This is a genomic window from Streptomyces sp. KM273126 (assembly GCF_004337435.2).
GTDB lineage: Bacteria > Actinomycetota > Actinomycetes > Streptomycetales > Streptomycetaceae > Streptomyces > Streptomyces acidicola.
Genome location: NZ_SJXB02000001.1, coordinates 1,402,967 through 1,418,973 on the forward strand (window position 1 = coordinate 1,402,967; position 16,007 = coordinate 1,418,973).

Below are 16,007 nucleotides of genomic sequence, written 5' to 3' on the forward strand. Positions count from 1 at the left end.
GCCTACGGCTGGACCCTTATCGCGGCCTCGTCGTTGGCGGGGTTCGGGTCGCGGCGATCGGTGTCGTCCTTGTCCAGAATGGTCGCCGAGCCCTCCCCTGGTTCGCCGAGGCGCAGGGTGAACTCGAAGGTGCGGGAGTCGCCCGGCTCCAGCCGGCGGATGTCGCAGGTGTACGCGAAGCCGTTGCTCTCGCAGTAGGGCTCGTAGACGTCGTCGTCGATCGCCGTCATGGGCTGCTTCAGTACGGTCACGCCGAACGGAGGGCTGAACACCAGCTCCGCGGCGGGGCCGGGGTCGCCGGGACCGTTGTTGCGGACGGTGAGGCGGACCTTGCGCTCGGTGCCGGGGGCGCCCTTCAGGTCGACGTCGGAGATCTCGTAGTCGGCGTGGGTGTCGAGGGTGACGTCGGTGCGGGCGCCGCCCTTGACGAACGTGCCCTTCGTGTCCGCCAACGTGCCCTTCGCGTCCGCGCCGTCCACGCGCTCGGCTTCGAGGGCCGGGCCGTCACCGGGGTCGCCGCCCTCGGGCGCGACCCCGTACTTTCCCGGGCCCATGTCCAGCGCCCACGCGTCCTGGCCGAAGGAGCCGTACATCGTCGTCTCGGAGGCACGCAGCCGCACGGCGGGCCGGAACACGACCGTCTCCCCGGGTCCGATCCGCAGGTCCGGGAACCGGCAGATCGCCATGTGGCCCTGCTGGGGCTCCGGATAACGGCAGTTCGCGTACCGCTGCCTGAAGTCCAGGTCTCCGTCGAAGAGTTTGAGGCCGAGACCTTCGACGGGTACCTCGCCGGTGTTGCGGACGACGACGGGCGCGGTGATCCCGGAGCCGGGACGGACGTCCTTGAACGGCTCGATCGCGCGCACCTCGACCACGGGCTCGCCGACGACCACCCGGGTTCTGGCGGTCAGCTTCTCGCCGTCCTTGGTGGTGTACGTGAACCGCACGACGCCCTCGTCCCCGGGTTCGGCGCCCTTCGCGGGCACGGGGAAGACGCGGTCGAGGTCCTCCCAGTTGCTGTACGTACCGTCGACCTCGCAGGTCACGCGCACGGTGTCGCCCGTGCACCGGGCCCCGCTCTTGCGCAGGCCGACGGTTTTGAGCCGTACGACGTCCTCGGAGCCGCGCACGTCCGCGGTGAGCCGGTGGTCGCGCTCACCGTTCCTGGTGGGTGCCTTGGTGTCCTCCGCCCGGAGGCGGAAGGGCTCCTTGTCGTGAGGGCCGGACTTGTCGCCCTGGGGGCGCAGGTAGAAGACCTCGGGCGCGGAAATCCAGGGCTTGTCGCCGACGCCGGCGCATGCGGTGAGGGCGAGGAGGAGGGTGGTGGCGGTGAGGGCGGCGCCCGTTGCGCGTCTCAACGGACGGACTTCAACCAGGCCGGTTCGGTCTTGTTCACAGGTGTCCCGCCTTCCGCTCGATGAGTTCCACGGAGCGGTCCGTTGGGACCCCTTCCGACTGCGAGGTCAACGTACTGGCTGCCGAAGGTTCGCTGAAGGCCGGGTTGACGGGGGATGGCACAACTCTGTCGGTCACCCGGGTGATTCGGGCCATGCGGTCGCGCGTCGGAATACCCGGAGACCCAGGGTCGTCTGATGGAAAGGCAGGAGAGACAGGAGCGACGAAACAGGCAGAAGAAGCCGAAGCACAAACGACGGCTTCCGTGCCCCACCCATTGGAGGAGACCGACATGGCCCTGACCCACGAAGAGCGAGAGCAGTTCCTGGCCGAGCCGCACATCGCGGCGTTCGCCGTGGACGGGGGGCCGGGTCGGGCCCCGCTCACCGTACCGATCTGGTACCAGTACGCCCCCGGCGGCGACATCTGGATCATGACCGGGCTCGACAGCCGCAAGAACAAGCTGATCGAGGCCGCGGGCCGGTTCTCCCTGATGGTCGACCGGGTCGAACCCAGCATCCGGTACGTGTCGGTCGAGGGCCCGGTGATCGACACGACCCCCGCCACCATCGAGAAACTCCGCGAGATCTCCGCCCGCTACCTCCCCGCCGGGAAGGTGGACGCGTACGTGGACGTCGCCTGGAAGAGCCACGGCGAGCAGGTGCTGATCCACATGCGACCGGAGAAGTGGGTCTCGTCCGACCTGGGTTCCCTGTGAGGCCCTGAGCCGGTGACAATCGGGGCATGGGAACGGATCTTGACGAGCTGCTGAGGTCGCTGCGGGTGTGGGACCCGGAGGTCACCGAACTGCGCTCCTTCGACCCGGCCACCGCCCCCGCCGAACCACTGCCCCTGTTCACCACGTGGTTCGCGGAGGCGGTGGCGGCGGGGCAGCCGGAGCCGCACACGATGTCGCTCGCCACGGCGGACACGGAGGGCGCGCCGGACGTACGGACGGTCATGCTGCACGGCGCGGACGAGCACGGCTGGCACTTCGCCTCGCACGCGGGCAGCCGGAAGGGCCGGCACCTGGCCGCCCGGCCGTACGCGGCACTCGGCTTCTACTGGCCCGCCCTGGGCCGCCAGGTGCGGGTACGCGGCCGGGTGACGGTCGCCCCCGCCGACGTCGCGGACGCCGATCTGCACGCCCGGTCCACGGGGGCGCTGGCCGCCGCCCTCGTGGGGCACCAGAGCGAAGTGCTCCCCGGCTACGAGGAGTTGGAGCGGGCCTCGGAGGCCGCGTGGGAGCGGGCACAACGCGAGCCGGACGCGTCGGTGCCGTCGTGGACGGTGTACGTGCTCACGCCGGACGAGGTGGAGTTCTTCCAGGGCGACGCACGGCGGCGGCACGTACGGCTCGACTACCGGCGTGACGAGGAGGGCGGCTGGGACAGGGAACTGCTGTGGCCGTGAGGGTGGCCGGGGCGGTGAGGGGCGTCGTGGCTGCGGCGGGGGCGGTGGCCGTGCGGGTGGCCGGGGCCGTGAAGTCGCGGGTGGCGAAGTCCTGGACCGGGCGGTAGCCGATGCGCTGGTAGAGCCCGTTGCTGGTGGGGTTGGCCAGGTCGGTGAAGAGCAGCACCTCGTCGGCGCCCTTGTCGAGCGCGGCACGGCTGACCTCAGCCGTGACCGCACCCGCGTACCCGCGTCCCCGCAGCGCGGCCGGGGTGTAGACGGGCGCCACGCGCACCTGCCCGGCGACCTTGGGCATGGCTCCCGCCATGGCGACGGGCGTACCGTCCGGCAGCTCCCACACCATGAGCCCGCCGTGGGCGAGCCGCGCCGCGACCCACGCGTCCGGATCGTGCTGCGGTGCGCCGCGGTCCGCGCAGAACTCGCCGTACCACCGGACGAGCAGCTCGTGGTCGCCCCCGCCCGCGAGCCGTGCCTTGCCGGGCGGGGCGGGCTCGGGCACCGTGAGCGCCCCGAGCCGGTACAACCGCTGCCGCATCGCGAGCCGGGCCACGGCGCCCGTACGACGCTCCCACGCCGCCGCGAACTCCGCGGCCGCCCGACTCGGGCCCATCACCCCCGGCAGCACCTCGCCCGCCTCCGCGAGCCGCCCGGCGAGCGCGTCGGCGGGCTCGGGGGCTGCGGCGGTGAGGTTCAGTGGGTACGGCGGTGTCCGCAGGGCAGTCGCGCGTACGGCGCCCTCCGGGCCCGTGAGCCACGCGAAGTACGGCGCCTCTTCGCCGTACACCCGCATTCCCCGCGTACGCAGTGCGTCGGTGACCGTCAACTGCACGGTGTGCAGCGCGGGTTCGGAAGCCAGGAAGTCCCCGGCACGGTCGAGGAAGACGCCGAGGTCCCGCGTGACCTGCCAGTCGTACGGGTGGGAGGAGGAGGGGAAGGCCGAGGGGGAGGGGAGGGGGATGCGGAGGGCATGCGGCTATGGTCCCGCGAGCCCCTGCACCGCGCCCGGCATTTACGCCCAGCCCGGTCCCAGCCTGGTCCGCACCCGATTGCTAAGCCTCCCCCGGCTCCGGGTCCGGCTTCGAGTCCGGCTCCGGCTCCGGGTCCGTGACCAGGCGGGCGTGGAGGTGGACGTCGCGGAAGGCGTCGTAGCGGCCCGCCTCGAACATGGCGCCCCGGAGCGTGCCCTCGTACGGGAAGCCACAGCGCTCGGCGATCCGGCAGGAGGCGTCGTGGCCGAGGGCGTGTCCCAGCTCCAGCCGGTGCATGCCCAGGTCGGTGAAGGCCCAGCGTGCGGCCAGGCGAAGCGCGCGGGTCGCTACGCGGTGGCCGCGGGCCTCGGGCAGAACCCAGTAGCCGACGCGGGCGGTACGTATGAAGTGGTCGATCTCGTTGACGCCGATGTGTCCGAGCGGCGACCCGGTCGCGGCGTCCTCGACGCAGAAGGACATGCACTTGCCCTCCGCCTCCCACTCGGCACGCAGCCGCAACGACTCCCGCGCGTCCTCCATCGCGTCGAGCGGCTTCAGCGGGGTGTTCCACCGCCGGAACTCCGGGTCCGAGTACCCGCGCAGCCATGCCTCGACGTCGGAGTCGCTCTCCGCGTCCCAGGGCCTCAACCGCAGGCCGTGGTCGCGTAGTTCGAGGGCCCGCACCGAGGGTGAGGGGTGCGTCCGAGAGCGCGGCCGGTCCTGGGGCTCGTTCTCATGCTCATGCTCGTGCTCGTTCTGCTTGTGGAGATCCGCCATCCGCCCATTGAAACTCCCGTGAAAACCGGACCACCGTCCGACCCCCACCCTGCGGCCGCCTCACCCCCTGGGCCGAAAAACCGGAACGGCCACATCACCGATATCACCGACCTCCCCGGCTTCCCCGCCCTCCCCGACTCCCCGGTCCTCTCCGCCTCGGTCCTCCCCGCCTCCCCGGTCCTCTCCTCCTCGGTCCTCCCCTCCTCCCCTGAACGTCACCTCCAGTTCCATCCCGACCCGCAACTCACCCTCCCCGCACTCCACGATCTCCGTCATCATCCGGGGCCCCTCGGCGAGGTCGACCACGGCGGCGACGTACGGGGTGCGCTCGCCGAACGGCGGGAGGTCGTTGCGGTGGACGACGGACCAGGTGTAGAGGGCGGCCCGGCCGCTCGCGGGCTCCCATGTCACGTCCTCGCTCCAGCAGTGGGGGCAGAACTCGCGGGGGTAGTGATGGGCGCGCCCACAGGCACCGCAACGGCGCAGGAGCAGACGGCCCTCGGCGGCGGCGTCCCAGTACGTGCGGGTGAAGGCGTCCACCTGGGGAACGTCGAAGCGCGGCCGCTTCGAACCCTTCGCTCCCTTCGAACCCACGCTCACTGGAACAGCCCCAACGCGTCGTCGAGCGACCAGGTCTGCCACGACATCGCGAACAGTGCGACCACCGAGATCAGCGCCATCATCGAGTTCTGCCCCTGCTCGGCCCAGTCATGGATCATGAGGACGAAGTAGACGAGGTTGAGCAGCAGGCCTCCGACCAGTGCGACCGGCGTCAGGAACCCGAGGATCAGGCCCAGACCGAGGGCGAGTTCGGCGTACGCGACGACGTACGCCATCGCGCGCGGGCGGGGTGCGACGACGACGTCGAAGCCGCTGCGCACCACATTCCACCGGTGCTTCGCCGCGATGCCCGCGGCCCAGGTGATACCGCCGCCCTCGAACCACTTCTTCTTGTCCTTGTGCCGCCAGCTCTCCAGCCACCACAGCCCCAGCCCGATGCGCAGCACGGCGAGCCATTCCGCACCGGTGAGCCAGATCGTGTCCATGCACTCCCCTACCATCGAAGGAATCTGACGGTACGTCAGTTGATTAGTTCAGCCGACGTGGAGCGCTCACGCAAGACGCAGGGACAGCACTCCCAGGACAGCACTCCCGGGACAGCGCATCCGGGGTAGCGCACCCGAACACCGCCGCGCCCCCGACCCACCCACAGCCCACTCCCCACCATCTCCACACATTCCGAGACCCCTACGTCACACACCCCACCCACCTCTCCTACGGCCGTGATCGATTCGCAACCAATTCCGGGCTTGACCGAGACCCATCAAGTGAGCATGCGAATACCCTCGGCACATGGCCGACTCCTCCACGTCCACCGACCCCACCGAGCCCGGCGACTCCGCCAAGCCCGCCGGGTCCAGCGGCTCCGCCGGCCACGTGGGGCGGGCCCGTGCCGATCGTCCCGTGTACGTCATCGGCGGCGGCCCAGGCGGGCTGGCGGCGGCGTACGCCTTGCGGGCCCAGGGGGTTCGTGCCGTCGTGCTGGAGAAGTCCGACGGGGTCGGAGCATCGTGGCGGAAGCACTACGACCGGCTGCATCTGCACACGACCCGGCGCCTGTCGGGACTGCCCGGACTGCCGATGCCGCGCCGGTTCGGCCGCTGGGTGTCGCGGGACAACGTGGTGCGGTACCTGGAGAAGTACGCCGAGTACCACGAACTGGAGGTCGTCACCGGCGTCGAGGTCTCCCGCGTGGAGCCGGCCGCAGACGGCAACGGCTGGCTGCTGCACGCCACCGGTGGACGCGAGCTGACCGGCAGCGCCGTCGTCGTCGCCACCGGCTACAACCACACGCCTCACCTCCCCGACTGGCCCGGCCGCGACGACTACTCCGGCGAACTGCTCCACGCCGGCGAGTACCGCAACGCCGCGCCCTTCGCCGGCCGTGACGTCCTCGTCGTCGGCGTCGGCAACACTGGGGCCGAGATCGCCGTCGACCTGGTGGAGGGCGGGGCCTCGCGCGTACGGCTCGCGGTGCGCACCGCCCCGCACATCGTGCGCCGCTCCACGGCCGGCTGGGCGGCCCAGTTCAGCGCCATTGCCGTACGGCGCCTGCCGGTCGCCCTCGTCGACCGGCTCGCCAAACCGATGGCCAGGCTCAGCGTGCCCGACCTGTCCGCGCACGGGCTGCCCCGGCCCGACACCGGGCTGTACTCGCGCGTCAACGCGGGCTCCATCCCCGTACAGGATGTCGGCCTCATCGACGCCGTGCGAAACGGCCACGTCGAGATCGTGGCCGCGGTGGAGGGCTTCGAGGACGGCAAGGTGGTCCTCGTCGACGGCGACCGCATCGAGCCCGAGGCCGTGGTGTCCGCCACCGGGTACCGACGCGCCCTGGAGGGCCTCGTCGGCCACCTCGACGTCCTCGACGAGCGCGGCAGGCCCGTCGTCCACGGCGCCCGCACCCCGGCCGGCGCGCCAGGTCTCTACTTCCAGGGCTACACCAACCCCATCAGCGGCATGTTCCGCGAACTCGCCCTGGACGCCCAGAAGATCGCCAAGGCGGTCGCCCGCCGGGGCGGGGTGGAGCGGCGCCCGGCCGGCGCCTGACACTCCGCCGCGAACGCGTCTCAGGAGAGATTCCGCCCACTGGGCGCCCCTGGCCTCCGAGACTCTGACCGCCAAAACCCTGACCGCAAAGATCCTGGCCACGGAGAACCGGGCGGCGGAGTGGCGGTGCTCCTGCCGGGCGAGGGCGCACGGCGGCCCGCCCTTCGACGCTGGGCACGGAGATCCCGGCCGCCAGGATTCTGACCCCGAGATTCTTACCGCAGGATTCTGGCCGTTCCGCGACTTCCGCCGCCGTCCGGTGTTCCAGCGGCGCGTGTGGCGGGTACGAAAGCTGTGCCCCACCGCCCGCCATGAACATGCCCATGCACATGCCTATGCACACGCCATGCCCATCTTGCGCGGTGGCGCCCGTCCGGTTACCGCACCTCTCCCGTGCACAACGGTTCCTGACATTGCGTCAGTTCAGTAATCTGACACTGCGTCAGTTAATGGAGCTGTCACACAGGAGCGGGCGGACCGATGCTTGGATCAACCCACGGCACCCTCACCACCGACTCCCGCCGGGCCAGGGCCATCGCCTGCGGCGAGCACCCCTCACCCGTCGTGCACGGCAGGCCCGCCGCGACCGACGATCTCGACGTCAGCGGACGCCCGCTGTACGCCGACGTCCCCGATCTCGACCGCTTCTTCCGCCCCGGGTCCGTGGCCGTGGTCGGTGCCTCGGACGCGGAGGGACGGCCGAACACCGGTATCACTCGGCAGTTACTCACCTGGGCCGAACGGGTCGGCGCCCGGCTGCATCCGGTGCACCCCACACGTCAGTCCGTCTTCGGCATTCCCTGCTCTCCTTCCGTCGCCGACCTGCCCGAGCAGGTGGATCTCGCCGTGTTACTGGTCTCCGACCCCCTTCCCGTGATCGAGCAACTCGCCGAGACCAAGGTGAAGTTCGCGGTCGCCTTCGCCTCCGGGTTCGCGGAGACGGGCGCGGAGGGTGCGGCCGCGCAGGAGCGGCTCGCCGCCGCCGTGGCCCGCTCCGGACTGCGACTGCTGGGCCCGAACACCAACCTCAACGCCTTCGAGCGGTTCCGGGACGACCTGGACGGGCCGGCCATCGCGCTCATCACCCAGTCCGGCCACCAGGGCCGCCCCGTCTTCGCCCTCCAGGAGCTCGGCATCCGCCTCTCCCACTGGGCACCCACGGGCAACGAGGCCGATCTGGAGACCGCCGACTTCATCTCCTACTTCGCCGAGCAGCCCGAGGTGGGCGCCATCGCCGCCTACGTGGAAGGCCTGAAGGACGGCCGCTCCTTTCTGCTCGCCGCCGACCGGGCCGCCCGGCGCGGCGTGCCCGTCGTCGCCGTCAAGGTCGGCCGCACCGAGACCGGAGCCCGCACCGCCGCCTCACACACCGGCAAGCTGACCGGTGCCGACGCGGTGGTGGACGCGGCCATGCGGCAGTTCGGGGTGATCCGGGTGGACGGACTCGACGAACTCCAGGACACCGCTGCCCTGCTGGCGCGGGCGCGTCGGCGGCCGGACACCGAAGGCGGCCGGCCCCGGACCGCCGGCGGGGTCGTCGTGTATTCGATCTCGGGCGGCACGGGCGCGCACTTCGCCGACCTGGCGGCCGAGGCGGGGCTCCACCTTCCGGTGCTGTCGGAGGCCAGGCAGGCCGAGCTGCACCAGTGGATACCCGAGTACCTGAACGTGGCCAACCCCGTCGACAACGGCGGGCACCCGGTGGGCGACTGGCGCGGGCGGAAGATCATCGACGCGATCCTCGACGACCCGGACGTGGGAGTACTGATCTGTCCCATCACCGGGCCCTTCCCGCCCATGAGCGACAAGCTCGCGCAGGACCTCGTGGACGCGGCGGAGCAGACGGACAAGCTGGTGTGCGTGGTGTGGGGCTCGCCGGTGGGCACCGAGCCCGCGTACCGGCAGACCCTGCTCGGATCGTCCCGGGTCGCGACCTTCCGTACCTTCGCCAACTGCATCACGGCCGTCCGCGCCCACCTCGACCACCAGCGGTTCACCACCGCGTACCACTCCCCCTTCGACGAGGCGCCCCGCAGCCCGTCGCCCTCCTACCGCAAGGCCCAGGCACTGATGCGACCCGGGCAGCAGCTGAGCGAGCACGCGGCGAAGCAGCTGCTGCGGGCGTACGGGATCCGCGTCCCGCGCGAGCAGTTGGTGACCAGCGCCGCCGCGGCCGTACGCGCGGCGAGCCTGGTCGGCTACCCCGTGGTGATGAAGGCGTCCGGAGCGCGGATCGCCCACAAGACGGAGCTCGGACTGGTGAAGATCGGGCTGACCTCGGCCAGCCAGGTCCGCGACGCCTATCGCGAGCTCACCGACATCGCGCGCTACGAGGGCATCTCGCTCGACGGGGTGCTGGTGTGCCAGATGGTCGAGCGGGGCGTGGAGATGGTCGTGGGCGTCACGCACGACCGGCTCTTCGGGCCGACGGTCACGGTCGGGCTCGGCGGAGTGCTGGTGGAGGTCCTGCGCGACTCCGCCGTACGCGTGCCCCCCTTCGGCGAGGACCAGGCCCGCGCCATGCTCACCGAACTGCGCGGGCGGACCCTGCTGGACGGGGTGCGCGGGGCTCCCCCGGCCGACGTGGACGCCCTCGTCGAGGTGGTGCTCCGGGTGCAGCGGATGGCGCTGGAGCTCGGGGACGACCTCGCCGAGCTGGACATCAATCCGCTGATGGTGCTCCCACGCGGGCAGGGCGCCGTGGCGCTGGACGCGCTGGCGGTGTGCCGCTGAGCGCGACCACGCGTCCAGGAGACCAAAAACACCGACAACACCGAGAACGCCCAGGACACCGAGCACACCCAGCGCGCCCAAGACGCCCGCGGCTCCTGTCACTCCCCGTACACAACGGAGTTTCAACATGCCCGTTTCCCCCCTTGAACCTCCCGAAAAATCCCGTGACTCATTGATACTGCACACCACTGACAACGCCGTCTCGTGGATCACCCTCAACCGCCCCGAGGCAATGAACGCCATCACCTCTGACCAGCGGGAACGGATCATCCAGCTGCTTGCGGAGGCCTCCGCGGACCCGGCAGTACGGGCCGTCGTCATCACCGCGACAGGCCGCGGCTTCTGCGCGGGCGCGGACCTGCGCGGCACCTCAGGTACGACCGCCGCTTCCGGTCCGCCCTCCGGTCCGCCCTCCGAACGCGTCCCCGGCGACGTCGCCCGCACCATCCGGCTCGGCGCCCAGCGCCTGATCGCCGCCGTGCTCGACTGCGAGAAGCCTGTGATCGCGGCGGTGAACGGCACGGCGGCCGGCATCGGCGCGCACCTGGCGTTCGCCTGCGACCTGGTACTGGCGGCCGAACCGGCGCGTTTCATCGAGGTGTTCGTACGGCGCGGCCTCGTACCGGACGGCGGCGGCGCGTACCTCCTCCCCCGTCTGATCGGGCCCCAGCGGGCGAAGGAACTGATGTTCTTCGGTGACGCGCTGTCGGCGGCGGACGCGGAACGGCTCGGGCTCGTCAACCGCGTGGTTCCGCCGGAGGAGCTGGAGAAGACGGCCCGCGAGTGGGCCGAACGCCTCGCCACCGGCCCCACCCGCGCCCTCGCCCTCACCAAGCAGCTCGTGAACGCGTCCCTCGACACCGACCGCGCCACCGCCTTCGCCGCCGAGGCCGCGGCCCAGGAGATCAACATGACGACGGTGGACGCGAACGAGGGCGTGGCGAGCTTCGTGGAGCGCCGAACACCGCGATACGAGGGGTACTGACCCACCTCTTCACGCCTCACCTCTTCATGCCCCACCTCTTCACGCCTCACCTCTTCACTCCCGGCCTCTTCACGCCCCACCCCTTCATTCCTGACGGCCCGTCAGGTTCAATGGTGGGTGTGATGGGAAGCGCAGGAATGGCGGCCGCCGCCGTCCGGTATCTGAGGTCGACGGGGGCTCGCACGGCCGTGGAGCCCGTCGATCCGCTGCCGCGCCCCGAGTTGCGGAGCGTCGGGGAGGACGAGCGGGCGCCGGTGGATCAGACGGAGTTCCGGCGGGTGCTGGGGAACTTCGCGACGGGGGTGACGGTTGTCACCGCACCGGCGGCCACTGACGACGGCCCCGCGGGCTTCGCCTGCCAGTCCTTCTCCTCCCTCTCGCTGGACCCGCCGCTGGTCGCGTTCATGGTCGGCCGTACGTCGACGACATGGCCGCGCATCGCCCGCGCGGGCGTCTTCTGCGTGAACGTACTGGCTGCCGATCAGGGTGAGTTGTGCCGTGGGTTCGCGGTGAGCGGGGCCGACAAGTTCGCGGGGGTCGCGTACGACGCGTCTCCCGCCACCGGTTCACCGCGTCTCGCCGGCGCCGCCGCCTGGATCGACTGCACGATCCACGCCGTGCACACGGGCGGGGACCACCTGATCGTGGTCGGGCGGGTGGAGACCCTCGGAGCGGCCGACACGAGGGCCGACGCGACGCAGGTGCCTCCGCTGCTGTTCCACCGCGGGCGGTTCGGGGGATTCACGGGCGTCTGACGGCGCGGGTGTCGGAGGATGTCACCCGTGGACGGTGGCATGGACATGGACGTGGACGTGGACGTGGACGAGACCCGGGACGAGTACGTCGAGCGCTTCCGCGCCCTCGCACGCGAAGGGCTCGACGAACTCTTCGTATCGGATCGGCTGCCGGGCCTCGTCGGGGGGCGACTGGAGCACTTCGCCGTCGTGGACAAGGCCGACAAGGCCGACAAGGGAGTGTCGGTCCACGCGGAGACCCGCTTCTCCTTCCGCGGTCACCGCTTCCGCTACGAGCGACAGATCTGGCCGCCCGGCTTCCCGCTGGAGATCCAGACCGCCCTCTACATCGAACACCTGAGGGAACGGGTTCTCACCCGCCGCTACCGGGCAGGGGCGGACCCGGAGGCGGCCATCGAGATCTAACGGAGGGGGCCTGCGCCTCCGGCGTTTGTGACCAGGTGCAGAGTGACCGTGCCCCGTGTCAGGCCGTCACCGCCACCCGCTCCACTGGCCGTCGCCGAATCACCAGGGACATCAGCGCCGCCGCCGCGCACAGCGCACCCGCTGTGTACCAGACGACGTCGTACGAGCCGAAGGTGTCCCGGGCGACGCCGCCGAGGAAGGCGACGAGGGCGGCGCCGACCTGGTGGGAGGCGAGGACCCAGCCGAAGACGATGGCGCTGTCGTCGCCGTACTGCTCGCGGCACAGCGCCAGGGTCGGCGGGACCGTCGCGACCCAGTCGAGCCCGTAGAAGACGATGAAGAAGACCATCGGCAGGTGGACGCTCGGGGCGAGCAGCATCGGCAGGAACAGGAGCGAGATACCGCGGAAGGCGTAGTACACCGCCAGAAGCCGCCGCGGCTCGTATCGGTCCGTGAACCAGCCGGAGGCGATGGTGCCGAGTACGTCGAAGACGCCGATGACCGCGAGGAGCGAGGCCGCCGCGGTGATGGGCATGCCGTGGTCGTGGGCGGCGGGTACGAAGTGGGTCTGGACGAGACCGTTGGTCGAGGCGCCGCAGATCGCGAAGGTGCCGGCCAGCAGCCAGAACGGTCCCGTGCGCATGGCGGAGAAGAGCACGGTCACCGCGCGCCGGGCGGCCCCCCGCACGGGCGCGGGCTTCTCCACGAACTCCTTCGCCCCGTACGGCTTCAGGCCCACGTCGGCAGGGTGGTCCCGCAGGAGCAGCCAGACGAAAGGGACGACGGCCAGGGCAGCGAGGGACACCGTGACGGCGGCGGGGCGCCAGTCGTACTCCGAGACGATCCAGGACAGCAGCGGCAGGAAGATCAGTTGGCCGGAGGCGGAGGCCGCGGTGAGGATGCCGGTGACCAGGCCGCGCCGCTCGGTGAACCAGCGGTTGGTGACCGTGGCGGCGAAGGCCAGTGCCATCGAACCCGCGCCCAGGCCCACCAACAGGCCCCAGGTCAGCATGAGTTGCCAGGCCGCGGTCATCCACACCGTGGCGCCCGAGCCGACGGCGATCACCGACAGGGCGACCGCGACCACCCGGCGGATGCCGAACCGGTCCATCAGCGCGGCGGCGAACGGTGCCGTCAGCCCGTAGAGCGCCAGGTTGATCGAGACGGCCGCGCCGATCGTGCCGCGCGACCAGCCGAACTCCTGGTGCAGGGGGTCGATGAGCAGGCCCGGCAGGGAGCGGAAGGCCGCGGCGCCGATGATCGTCACGAAGGTCACGGCCGCGACGAACCACGCGCGGTGGAAGCGAAGGCGGACACGCGCCGAACGGACAAACCGCGCTCCCCCGGGGGTGGCAGCGGTCTCCGAGACGATGGTGGCCCCCGAGCCGGCGGTGGTCCCCGAGCCCGCGGTGGCCCCCGAGGCGGCAGCGGTCTCCCGGGGAGCGTCGGTCTCCGTGCCGGCGTTCGTCTCCGTGCCGGCGTTCGTCTCCGTGCCGGCGTCCGTCTCCGTGGTGGCGTTGGTCTCGGTTGGCTGGGTCACGCCATAGAGCTTCCGTCCTGCGACGATGCTCATCGAGCGGCCGGAAGGACATCATTCGCTAGGATCGGGCCATGAGCAGCGCACAGGAGGTCCCTCCGGACCGGAGCAGCGCACAAGCGGTCCCTCCGGACCGGAGCAGCGCACCGGACTTCCGTCCGCACCGGGTCGTCGTCCTCGCCCTCGACGGACTGCTGCCCTTCGAGCTGGGCATCCCGCACCGGATCTTCGGCCGCCCGAAGGACACCAGGGGACGGCACCTGTACGAGGTCGTGACCTGCTCGATCCGGCCGCCCGGCCCGGTGCGGACCGATGCCGACTTCGCCGTCCAGGTCGAGCACGGGCCCGAGGCGCTGGCCACCGCCGACACGGTCATCGTCCCGGCGTCGTACGAACTCGGGCCCGTCTTCGAGGAGGGCGTGCTCAACGACGAGCTGGCCGCCGCCTTCGCTCACATCAGGCCCGGCACCCGGCTCGCCTCCATCTGCACCGGCGTGTACGTCCTCGCCGCCGCCGGCCTCCTCGACGGCCGCCCCGCCACCACGCACTGGGCCGATGCCGAGCGACTGCAGCGGCTGTTCCCTCCGATCAAGGTCGACCCGGACGTGCTGTTCATCGACGACGGCGACGTCCTGACCTCCGCTGGTGTCGCGGCCGGCATCGACCTCTGCCTGCACATGGTGCGCCGCGACCACGGCGCGGCCGTCGCCAACGACGTGGCCCGGCGCATGGTCGTCCCGCCCCACCGTGACGGCGGGCAGGCGCAGTACATCGCACGGCCGGTGCCCGACCCGCAGGCGGCGACCACGACCGCCGCCCGCGCCTGGGCACTGGGCCGTCTGCACGAACCGATCCAGCTCCGGGACATGGCCGCGCGGGAGTCCATGTCGGTACGGACCTTCACCCGCCGCTTCCGGGAGGAGACCGGCGTCAGCCCCGGTCAGTGGCTCACCCAGCAGCGCGTCGAGCGGGCCCGTCACCTGCTGGAGTCCAGTGACCTGTCCATCGACCAGGTGGCCCACGACGCGGGCTTCGGCACGGCCCAGTCGATGCGGCAGCACCTCCAGGCGGCGCTAGGAGTCACTCCGACCGCGTATCGGCGGACGTTCCGCGCCGGGAGCGGCCACGACCGGGCCGTCAGCACTGGGGCCGTCAGCAGCGGAACCGGACGCAACGGAACCAGCCGTATCAGCAGCGGCAGTTGAGCGTGCGGCGGAGGTCGTCGCGAGCCTGCGCTCCCCCAGCGCGCCGATCGCCGTGAGCAGCAGCGTCAGGCCGACACCCGCGAGGATCGCCGTCGACGGTGCGACGAAGTTCAGCAGGGCGCCCGCGAGGGAGCCCGTCGCCGCATAGCCCGCGCCGACGGCCGCGTACATCACCGAGTACCCGGCGGCCAGGGCGCTCGACGGGAGCGCCTCGCCCAGGGAGAGGTTGCGGGTGACGAACGCACCGGCCTGGAGGACTCCGGCGAGGACGAGCGCGGCGGCGATCCACGCCGTGTGAGGTATGAGGGCGACCAGCGTCACACACGCCGAGACACCGCACATCAGCACCGTGCTCCGGGTACGCAACTGGCCCGGCCAGGTGCGCAGTCCATACAGGAACGCGCCCGCCCCCGATCCCAGGGCCAGCCCGGTGAGCAGGGGACCGGACCAGCCGACGCCCGTGCCGCGCTGTTCCAGGAGGGCGGGCAGTACGAGTTCGGCCAGGCCGAGGATGCCGAGGGAGGCCGCGCCCGTGACGTAGACCGGCCAGGCACGGGCCAGGAGGCGAAGCATCGACGTGCCGTCGCCGTCCGCCTTGTCCGCCCCGTCCGCCTCCCAGCCCGCGGGCAGCAGCCACAGGCCCGCCACGGACGAGCCCATGAGGGCGGCGGCGAGCAGCAACGGGACCCAGGGGGCGACGCCGAGCGCGAGACCCGTGACCGCGGCCGGGGACACCGCCCATATGCCGGACACCAGCATCGACTCCGTCGACATGGCCTGGGCGACGGCCCGCTTCGGGACGATGCTGGTCAGCAGGGCGCGGAGGCCTCCGGTGGCCGCGGCGGGGGCGGCGCCCGCGAGGAAGGCGAACGCGGCGAGTACCACCGGGTGGGCGGTCGGTAACAGGCCGAGGCCCGCGAAGCCGGCCGCGCCCGCCGTGAGGCCCGCGGCGAGTTGGGGGCGGGCTCGCTCGGGGCGGGTGCGCATGCCCAGGAGGGGGCGCCGATGATCTCACCGATGACGTACGCCGCCGCGAGCGCCGCGCCCAGGGGGTAGCCGCCCGGGCGTTCGCGGACCAGGAAGACCAGGGCGAGGGGAGCCATCGCGACGGGCATGCGGGCGCCGACGGACACGATGGCCCAGGTCAGGACCTGCTTGGAGGCGATGTCTCGGTAGGTCATATCTCGAAGGTAAGGGACGGGACTGACAGTGCCCCAGGTGTTT

14 protein-coding genes and 1 pseudogene are annotated in these 16,007 nt (G+C 71.5%); 8 read left to right on the forward strand and 7 right to left on the reverse strand.

Features of this window, described 5'->3' with window-relative positions; all coding sequences use genetic code 11:
• Nucleotides 1–2 precede the first annotated feature (2 nt).
• Entirely contained in the window at nucleotides 3–1,358 is a 1,356-nt protein-coding gene (locus E0500_RS06030; protein ID WP_258572638.1) for a DUF11 domain-containing protein, read from the reverse strand.
• Nucleotides 1,359–1,687: 329 nt separating this feature from the next.
• On the opposite strand from E0500_RS06030, the gene E0500_RS06035 reads away from it, so the two are divergent.
• Together E0500_RS06035 and E0500_RS06040 are read left to right on the forward strand one after the other, a co-directional pair.
• Nucleotides 1,688–2,113, forward strand: a complete 426-nt coding sequence (locus E0500_RS06035; RefSeq protein WP_131569881.1) for a pyridoxamine 5'-phosphate oxidase family protein — start codon at nucleotides 1,688–1,690, stop codon at nucleotides 2,111–2,113.
• 26 nt (nucleotides 2,114–2,139) lie between these two features.
• Entirely contained in the window at nucleotides 2,140–2,808 is a 669-nt protein-coding gene (locus E0500_RS06040; RefSeq protein WP_131569879.1) for a pyridoxal 5'-phosphate synthase, read from the forward strand.
• On the opposite strand, the gene E0500_RS06045 is transcribed toward E0500_RS06040, so the two are convergent.
• From E0500_RS06045 to E0500_RS06060, 4 genes are all read right to left on the reverse strand, one after another.
• Nucleotides 2,696–3,637: a GNAT family N-acetyltransferase gene (locus tag E0500_RS06045; protein ID WP_309504974.1), complete on the reverse strand. Its 942-nt coding sequence runs from the start codon at nucleotides 3,635–3,637 to the stop codon at nucleotides 2,696–2,698. The two genes, E0500_RS06040 and E0500_RS06045, sit on opposite strands and share 113 nt — an antisense overlap.
• Before the next feature lie 220 nt (nucleotides 3,638–3,857).
• Nucleotides 3,858–4,553 carry a GNAT family N-acetyltransferase gene (locus E0500_RS06050; RefSeq protein ID WP_131572351.1) on the reverse strand — a complete coding sequence of 232 codons (696 nt, stop codon included), beginning with the start codon at nucleotides 4,551–4,553 and terminating at the stop codon, nucleotides 3,858–3,860.
• Between the two features lie 60 nt (nucleotides 4,554–4,613).
• Nucleotides 4,614–5,093 carry a Zn-ribbon domain-containing OB-fold protein gene (locus E0500_RS06055; RefSeq protein WP_399118663.1) on the reverse strand — a complete coding sequence of 160 codons (480 nt, stop codon included), beginning with the start codon at nucleotides 5,091–5,093 and terminating at the stop codon, nucleotides 4,614–4,616.
• A gap of 56 nt (nucleotides 5,094–5,149) precedes the next feature.
• Nucleotides 5,150–5,599 (reverse strand): DoxX family membrane protein, encoded by a 450-nt coding sequence (locus tag E0500_RS06060; RefSeq protein WP_131563352.1) that lies wholly within the window; start codon nucleotides 5,597–5,599, stop codon nucleotides 5,150–5,152.
• Between the two features lie 307 nt (nucleotides 5,600–5,906).
• On the opposite strand from E0500_RS06060, the gene E0500_RS06065 reads away from it, so the two are divergent.
• The 5 genes from E0500_RS06065 (at nucleotide 5,907) to E0500_RS06085 (ending at nucleotide 12,041) form a co-directional block, all read left to right on the forward strand.
• Entirely contained in the window at nucleotides 5,907–7,163 is a 1,257-nt protein-coding gene (locus tag E0500_RS06065; protein WP_131563351.1) for an NAD(P)/FAD-dependent oxidoreductase, read from the forward strand.
• 480 nt (nucleotides 7,164–7,643) lie between these two features.
• The gene (locus E0500_RS06070; protein ID WP_131563350.1) at nucleotides 7,644–9,896 is read left to right on the forward strand and encodes an acetate--CoA ligase family protein; all 2,253 of its coding nucleotides are present in this window, start codon (nucleotides 7,644–7,646) and stop codon (nucleotides 9,894–9,896) included.
• A 127-nt stretch (nucleotides 9,897–10,023) separates the two neighbouring features.
• On the forward strand, nucleotides 10,024–10,881 hold the full coding sequence (locus E0500_RS06075) for an enoyl-CoA hydratase/isomerase family protein (RefSeq protein ID WP_131563349.1): 858 nt from the start codon (nucleotides 10,024–10,026) through the stop codon (nucleotides 10,879–10,881).
• Nucleotides 10,882–11,003: 122 nt separating this feature from the next.
• Complete coding sequence (locus E0500_RS06080) at nucleotides 11,004–11,636, forward strand: flavin reductase family protein (RefSeq protein ID WP_258572639.1); 633 nt, start codon at nucleotides 11,004–11,006, stop codon at nucleotides 11,634–11,636.
• Between the two features lie 27 nt (nucleotides 11,637–11,663).
• On the forward strand, nucleotides 11,664–12,041 hold the full coding sequence (locus E0500_RS06085) for a hypothetical protein (RefSeq protein WP_131563348.1): 378 nt from the start codon (nucleotides 11,664–11,666) through the stop codon (nucleotides 12,039–12,041).
• A 58-nt stretch (nucleotides 12,042–12,099) separates the two neighbouring features.
• Here the strand turns inward: E0500_RS06085 and E0500_RS06090 are convergent, their stop codons facing one another.
• On the reverse strand, nucleotides 12,100–13,413 hold the full coding sequence (locus E0500_RS06090; protein WP_131563355.1) for an MFS transporter: 1,314 nt from the start codon (nucleotides 13,411–13,413) through the stop codon (nucleotides 12,100–12,102).
• 239 nt (nucleotides 13,414–13,652) lie between these two features.
• Here E0500_RS06090 and E0500_RS06095 point away from each other — a divergent pair, with 239 nt between their 5' ends.
• Complete coding sequence (locus tag E0500_RS06095) at nucleotides 13,653–14,783, forward strand: GlxA family transcriptional regulator (RefSeq protein ID WP_131563347.1); 1,131 nt, start codon at nucleotides 13,653–13,655, stop codon at nucleotides 14,781–14,783.
• Here the strand turns inward: E0500_RS06095 and E0500_RS06100 are convergent.
• A pseudogene (locus E0500_RS06100) lies at nucleotides 14,715–15,964 on the reverse strand (MFS transporter); the annotation flags it as partial. The gene E0500_RS06095 and the pseudogene E0500_RS06100 sit on opposite strands and share 69 nt — an antisense overlap.
• Between the last annotated feature and the right edge of the window lie 43 nt (nucleotides 15,965–16,007).

Excerpts from the sequence above, each read along its gene's own strand:
- E0500_RS06050 (WP_131572351.1), bottom strand. The coding sequence starts at position 4,553 with ATGGCGGATCTCCACAAGCAGAACGAGCACGAGCATGAGCATGAGAAC.
- E0500_RS06075 (WP_131563349.1), top strand. The coding sequence starts at position 10,024 with ATGCCCGTTTCCCCCCTTGAACCTCCCGAAAAATCCCGTGACTCATTG.
- E0500_RS06095 (WP_131563347.1), top strand. The coding sequence starts at position 13,653 with ATGAGCAGCGCACAGGAGGTCCCTCCGGACCGGAGCAGCGCACAAGCG.
- E0500_RS06040 (WP_131569879.1), top strand. The coding sequence starts at position 2,140 with ATGGGAACGGATCTTGACGAGCTGCTGAGGTCGCTGCGGGTGTGGGAC.
- E0500_RS06065 (WP_131563351.1), top strand. The coding sequence starts at position 5,907 with ATGGCCGACTCCTCCACGTCCACCGACCCCACCGAGCCCGGCGACTCC.
- E0500_RS06080 (WP_258572639.1), top strand. The coding sequence starts at position 11,004 with ATGGGAAGCGCAGGAATGGCGGCCGCCGCCGTCCGGTATCTGAGGTCG.
- E0500_RS06035 (WP_131569881.1), top strand. The coding sequence starts at position 1,688 with ATGGCCCTGACCCACGAAGAGCGAGAGCAGTTCCTGGCCGAGCCGCAC.
- E0500_RS06060 (WP_131563352.1), bottom strand. The coding sequence starts at position 5,599 with ATGGACACGATCTGGCTCACCGGTGCGGAATGGCTCGCCGTGCTGCGC.
- E0500_RS06070 (WP_131563350.1), top strand. The coding sequence starts at position 7,644 with ATGCTTGGATCAACCCACGGCACCCTCACCACCGACTCCCGCCGGGCC.